At 39.1% G+C, this 5,617-nt stretch carries 4 protein-coding genes and 1 pseudogene; 4 read left to right on the forward strand and 1 reads right to left on the reverse strand.

All coding sequences use genetic code 11. The annotated features are described in order from the left end of the window. Nucleotides 1–697, forward strand: a pseudogene (locus tag JKP82_RS20535) (hypothetical protein); the annotation flags it as partial. Nucleotides 698–1,076: 379 nt separating this feature from the next. On the opposite strand, the gene JKP82_RS20540 reads toward JKP82_RS20535, so the two are convergent. Beyond that, entirely contained in the window at nt 1,077–1,808 is a 732-nt protein-coding gene (locus tag JKP82_RS20540; RefSeq protein WP_159530498.1) for a CPBP family intramembrane glutamic endopeptidase, read from the reverse strand. A 102-nt stretch (nt 1,809–1,910) separates the two neighbouring features. On the opposite strand from JKP82_RS20540, the gene JKP82_RS20545 reads away from it, so the two are divergent. The 3 genes from JKP82_RS20545 (at nt 1,911) to JKP82_RS20555 (ending at nt 5,509) form a co-directional block, all read left to right on the forward strand. Beyond that, nucleotides 1,911–2,825 (forward strand): LysR family transcriptional regulator, encoded by a 915-nt coding sequence (locus tag JKP82_RS20545; RefSeq protein ID WP_232370613.1) that lies wholly within the window; start codon nt 1,911–1,913, stop codon nt 2,823–2,825. Between the two features lie 299 nt (nt 2,826–3,124). Further along, on the forward strand, nt 3,125–3,985 hold the full coding sequence (locus JKP82_RS20550) for a PhzF family phenazine biosynthesis protein (protein ID WP_159530494.1): 861 nt from the start codon (nt 3,125–3,127) through the stop codon (nt 3,983–3,985). A 114-nt stretch (nt 3,986–4,099) separates the two neighbouring features. Then, the gene (locus JKP82_RS20555) at nt 4,100–5,509 is read left to right on the forward strand and encodes a serine hydrolase domain-containing protein (protein ID WP_218398557.1); all 1,410 of its coding nucleotides are present in this window, start codon (nt 4,100–4,102) and stop codon (nt 5,507–5,509) included. The last annotated feature ends 108 nt before the right edge of the window (nt 5,510–5,617 follow it).

Raw genomic sequence — 5,617 nt, forward strand, 5'->3', positions numbered from 1 at the left:
GTTTATGACTAAGAAATGGTCACCATTTGTTGATGCTTTGCATAAAGAGTTTAATGGTAAAATATCAAGATATAATGTGGACGACTATCGTGAATTATATGAAAAAAGTGAAATTGGACTTAAAGGGGCTTCTATAAGAAGCCACTTTTTAAGCTTTGCGAGCACTTTAGGTGTGCAAAAACCAACGATTCTTCTGAAAGAAAATAATGACAGCTGTGATTTTGAAACAGCCTATTTAAACGTAAGCATGAAAGGTATTGATCTAATTGATACGTCTAGCGCTTCGTGGGATCAAATCATGGAACTTCGTATGGACACTGAAGCTCATAAGTCTTTAAGGAATTTGAGGCTATTTATATACGAGAATTATGTAGGAAAGCCATCAAGTTATATCTTCGATGATGTGAGCAAACGACTGGATGTGTATTCAGATGTTAGTAAAAAACATGGTTTTGAATTAACAACTTCAGTTTTAAGTGTTTTACTTGATTCCAAAAATATTCAAGCATCTTTGGCTGCTGGGTTAGCAGCTAGTTTTTTTGGTGGTGCAGAGCTTGCTGTTGGTGCTGCCTGTGCTGTAGAGCTGGGTAAAGGCTCTTTGGAACTTGCTAAAAAATATCATCCAATACAGAGCTTTAAACTAAGCCATGAGCTAGCATATTTAATTAAGGCTCAGGAAGTTGGAGTAAAGTGCTAACAAGCGCGTGCACCAAGGACTAAATTTCCGTCGCGCTTTTTGGCATTGCTACGCAATTATACGCCAAAAACCACAACAAAAATTTAGCCTGTGGCGCGGCTAAACAAGACAGGCATATTAGGGAAGGTAAAGCTTTTTATGAAGGCTATATTCGTCGCTAATTGTGTAGGTAAACGTTTCTTTTTAGTTGATGGTTAAAAAAAGAAGAAGTGCGCGTAAGAGTAGCAGGCGCTTAAGTGTATTCATTCCTCCACCAGCGGCCTGCTTAAAGCAGGTTTCAAACTGCGTGGTCAAGATAAGACATTCAGATTAAAGAAAGTGTACTAAGGGACAGTTTTACCGGCTTCGAATTATGCCTGTCTTTTTAAATTTAAAGAAACTAACAAGCGTCCGTAATGCTACTCGCTTGTTCTGGCTTCGGATTACTACACACTATGTAGGCTAATAGCCCACCATAAATATTCACAAGTGCGTGCACTGCAATCGCAATCCATATTGTTTCTGTAAGCCATGAAATTACACCTAATATTATGCCCATAACGCCCGTTCTTAGCACATGAACGCTCCCTTGATACGCATGTGCTAAACCAAAAAGTAAGCTCGAAACTAGAAGAGCAGGCCAAAAACCAAGGAAAGGTGTCATCAAAAACCATAGAAACCCGCGAAACAGAAGTTCTTCACAAATGCCAGCTGATAACGACACGCCACACGTAAAATACATTAATTCTTTTGGGCTTCGCGGCATCAGCCACGCTACGTGTTCCAATTGTGCTTCAAGTGTTGGGTGTGTCTCTTTTGCGTTTTTCGTCATTATTAAATTAAGCGCAAAATAGCCTGTCATCGCTAACACGGCCAATGCACCTAACCAGTTATTAGTGCTGCCTACCCACACAAGTGAAATTTCAACAGTACTTATCTGCTCACTATACAAGCCAATAACTAGATATAAAGTGGGCAACCATAGCAAAACCATTGTTGAAGCGTAGGCTTCTAATTTTGATTGTTCGCCCGATACAACGGCCAGTTCAGTTTTATTGCCTTCCCACAAGCAATATAGCGGTATGGCAAGGATGATAACCAACATTGAGTAGGACCAGATGCTTACATTCATAAATAGTTTCTTAAGTGACTTCGTAATGCTTACAGCATATTCAACTGGCTTTGTTAAAAAAATAAATTAATATTAAATAATAGATAAACTAAAAGTTTAAGCATGAGTAATGCTATGCAATTAAGAGAATTACGAACGTTTGAGTTAGTGGCTCTAGAAGGGAATATGACTAAAGCCGCAGCGTTAATGTCGAAGAGCGTAATGGCGGTTAGCAAGCAAATTAGTAATTTAGAACACAGTGTGGGTCAGGCTCTTTTTATTCGTACACGCAGGGAGCTCAAGCTTACTGAGTATGGGAGAGAGTTTCTTAAGCGATGTACTGCACTGAATAATCAACACCGAGAACTGCAGCGGTGGGTTCAATCGACAGAGTACGAGGTGTCGGGTGAAATTCGAATTTTAACGCAAGCTAACGAAGTAATTACAGAGACTTTTACACCATGGATAGGGGAGTTTCTTAAACAATACCCACTTTTGAACGTTGTACTGGATGTGAAGGAGTCTCTCGTCGACATTGCACATGACGAATATGACATTTATTGGGGGGTTGGCTCGTACTTAGGTGACCGCTTTAACGGATTGAAGCAACGTTCTTTATATAATGAGCGCTATGGCATTTTTGCTTCGCCCGAGTACCTTAAAAGAAAAGGCACTCCCAAAGTACCTGATGACTTAGAAACACATGATGTTGTTGGTTATTTGTATAACCAGCCAAGTAATGTATTGGTATTACAGTCTCAAACAGGTGAGGTAATTCATAAGATTCTTAACTCACGGGTAAAAGCCGTTGCGGGCATGGTTGAGTGTGCTCAGTCTGGATTAGGATTAATAAATGCTTTACCTAAGGCTAAACAGATTGAGGAGGCCGTAGAAGATGGTTCATTGGTACCAGTGATGGAAGAGTACTGGTGGGATAGAGCTGAGGCGTTTATTTACTATCATCAAACTGTCACGGTAGAACCAAAAGTGCGCGCGTTTATCGATTTCTATCTTGATAAACGGCCGCACTGGGCTTAGTCACGAATAGAGACTAAACAAGACAGGCATCTTTGTGTACAAACGTATACATATTGTGCCTGTCTTACTCTCTAGGCTGTTTATTTATACAGTTAGTCGAGTTTTTTGAATGATTAAAAATAAAAAGGAATTATTCCGGAATGTGGGGACACTTTTTAAAGGTTAGATTGTAGTTGATTGATAATAGAATGTTTTCGTGCGAAAGTTTGTGAATTAGGTACATGATGTACGGAAAGACTCCATCTTGTATAAAGGATTTTTTCCATATAAAAAGCTGTTATACGGGGAAGAAGTTGTTGGTGAATATCGAAGTTAATTTGGTCAGCTCATTTACAGTAAATGGCAAAGGCGGAAACCCTGCAGGTGTTGTCTTGAATTCAGACAAACTATCGGATGCTCAAAAATTGAAAATTTCACAAGCTGTAGGGTATTCAGAAACGGCTTTTGTTTCCAGTGATGACGAAGCTGATTATGAAGTTTCTTTCTTTACGACAACAGGTGAAGTTGACTTTTGTGGACACGCTACATTAGCAACTTTTTCTACTTTGTACCAAAAGGGCATTCTAACAGCAGGTTCTTATGTTCAACGTACGAAAGCTGGAATATTACCAGTAACCATCGAACCAAGTGGTAAGGTAATCATGGAGCAGCAATTACCTCAAAAATTAGATTGTTTTTCATATCAAGAAATTTCAAATGTTATTGGCATTAAAAGTAGCATACTAGAAAGCACTAAGTTACCTATTGAAGTTATTTCAACAGGTCTACCTGATGTGATTATTCCGGTTCCTAATGGATATTTAGATATAATAAAACCAGATGACGAACTTATCGCTAACTTTTGTGAAAAGCATAAAGTTGTTGGTTTTCATGTTTTTGAACTTTGTGGTTCTGAAAGTAAACTTACAGCAAGCTGTCGTAATTTTGCTCCCTTTTTTGGTATCTCAGAAGAATCAGCTACGGGTAGCTCTAGTGGTGCTTTAGCATGCTATCTTGTAGAGCATTTAGCCTTGGGAAGTAACTATGTTTTTGAGCAAGGTAGAGTAATGGATTGTACTTCAATAATTACAGCATCTGTTAAATCGGATAACTCTACTGTAATCAGTGTAAAGGTTGGTGGCTTCGCAAGTAATATTGGTACGGCGGTAATCCCCGTATAACAAGGGTTTTCAAGACGGACAAATTACAGTTGGCTTTTTGTTCGTGCCTCACTTATTTTGGCCAACTGCAATTTGCCGCTTAAAACGGCGTTATGACAGAAAGGATTCCGCCAAATGGTTCAAAATTTAGGTTTAATCTTTCTTTTATTCTTTGCCAGTTCTTCACTGGCTTTGGACAGTGAGGATATAAAGCAAGATAAATCTGTTAGTCTCGCAACGATTGCAGACAGCATCGCCATGCAATACCAGCAGATGGGCTGGTTTTCCGGCGCATTACTGATAACTAAAAATAATGAGGTGGAGTTTGCGTCATCTTATGGCTTTCAGAATGTCGAAGAAAAAATAAAGAACAGCATTCAAAGTCGCTTTAATCTTGGCTCAATCATGAAAGACTTTACCAAGGTCTTGATCTTGCAACAGGTTGAGGCTGGAAAATTAAAGTTAAGTGATAAACTAGTTAGCTTCGAGTTGGGGTTCAAACAACCTGATGCTGATAAAATCACGATTGAGCACCTACTAAATCATAGTGCAGGCTTTGCTGATATCTTTGTGGCTGAATATCGTCAGAATCAACTTGCATTTGATACTCTAAACAAGAAAATAAAGTTATTGATAAAAAGCCCCCTTTTATATACACCTGGGACTGATCGAAAATATTCAAATTATGGGTATGTGGTATTAGGAGTGATTCTTGAGAAAGTAACTGGAAAGCCTTTCGAAGAACTACTCAAAAACAATATCTTCAATCGGGTTGAGATGTCTTCAACGACCTTCAGGCCGGTTAATTCTCATGAATATCAGTCAGTCCGATATACATTCCAGTACAATGGCAATTTGAGGAAGGTCGGTATTATTGAACACCCTAGTCCCGATGGCGGCATTGAATCGACTGTTGTGGATGTGCAACGATTTTATCGAGCGTTATTCTATAGCAATAAGTTATTAAAGAACTCAGACGCGATTAATCGCCATTTATTTGCAATGGACGGCTCCCATTGGGGCGCATATGGAGGTGGTCAGGGCGTCAGTGCAGCCGCGGAAGTAGATTTGGACACTAGCTATGAAATAGTTGTTCTGGCAAACACTGATCACTTAGTTGCCGAACGCATTTCTGGTCGAATACACTCTTACATCAAAAATGGTGAGTATCAACCAATTAGACAATTGGAAAAAAACTTTGCCTTTAAGTACTACCAATCAAAAGGAAAACAACAATTCTATAAACACTTCAAACAGGTTTATAACGACAATGGTTACAGTCGATTCATCGGCAGAACAATTAATGAAGTAGGAATGGAACTACTTAATACAAAATCATGGACCGAGGCATTTGATATGTTCGAATATTTAGTTTCATTGTTTCCCAATGCACCGCAGGCCTACGACAGTTTGGCATTCGCCTATTTATCGAAAGGAGATAGCGAGGCTGCGAAAAGTACTTTTAGCAAATCTTTAACTATTGATGGTAGTTTTAAAAGTGATTACGTGAGTGATAATTACGGTCATAACAATACGCTCAAGTAAGGACAGGCTATCGCCAGCCTCTTAGCTTTGCGTTGGTATGACTCCCCTTGTCAATAAAAACCGAGTGTCTCCCTGACATTTTTTCGGTCCATAATTAGCTGCTTTCTT

Source organism: Alteromonas lipotrueae, assembly GCF_019249215.1.
GTDB classification, from domain to species: Bacteria; Pseudomonadota; Gammaproteobacteria; order Enterobacterales; family Alteromonadaceae; genus Alteromonas; species Alteromonas lipotrueae.

What these genes read in the sequence shown, in the direction of transcription:
- JKP82_RS20540 (WP_159530498.1), bottom strand. Translation starts at nt 1,808, where the DNA reads ATGAATGTAAGCATCTGGTCCTACTCAATGTTGGTTATCATCCTTGCC.
- JKP82_RS20545 (WP_232370613.1), top strand. Translation starts at nt 1,911, where the DNA reads ATGAGTAATGCTATGCAATTAAGAGAATTACGAACGTTTGAGTTAGTG.
- JKP82_RS20555 (WP_218398557.1), top strand. Translation starts at nt 4,100, where the DNA reads ATGGTTCAAAATTTAGGTTTAATCTTTCTTTTATTCTTTGCCAGTTCT.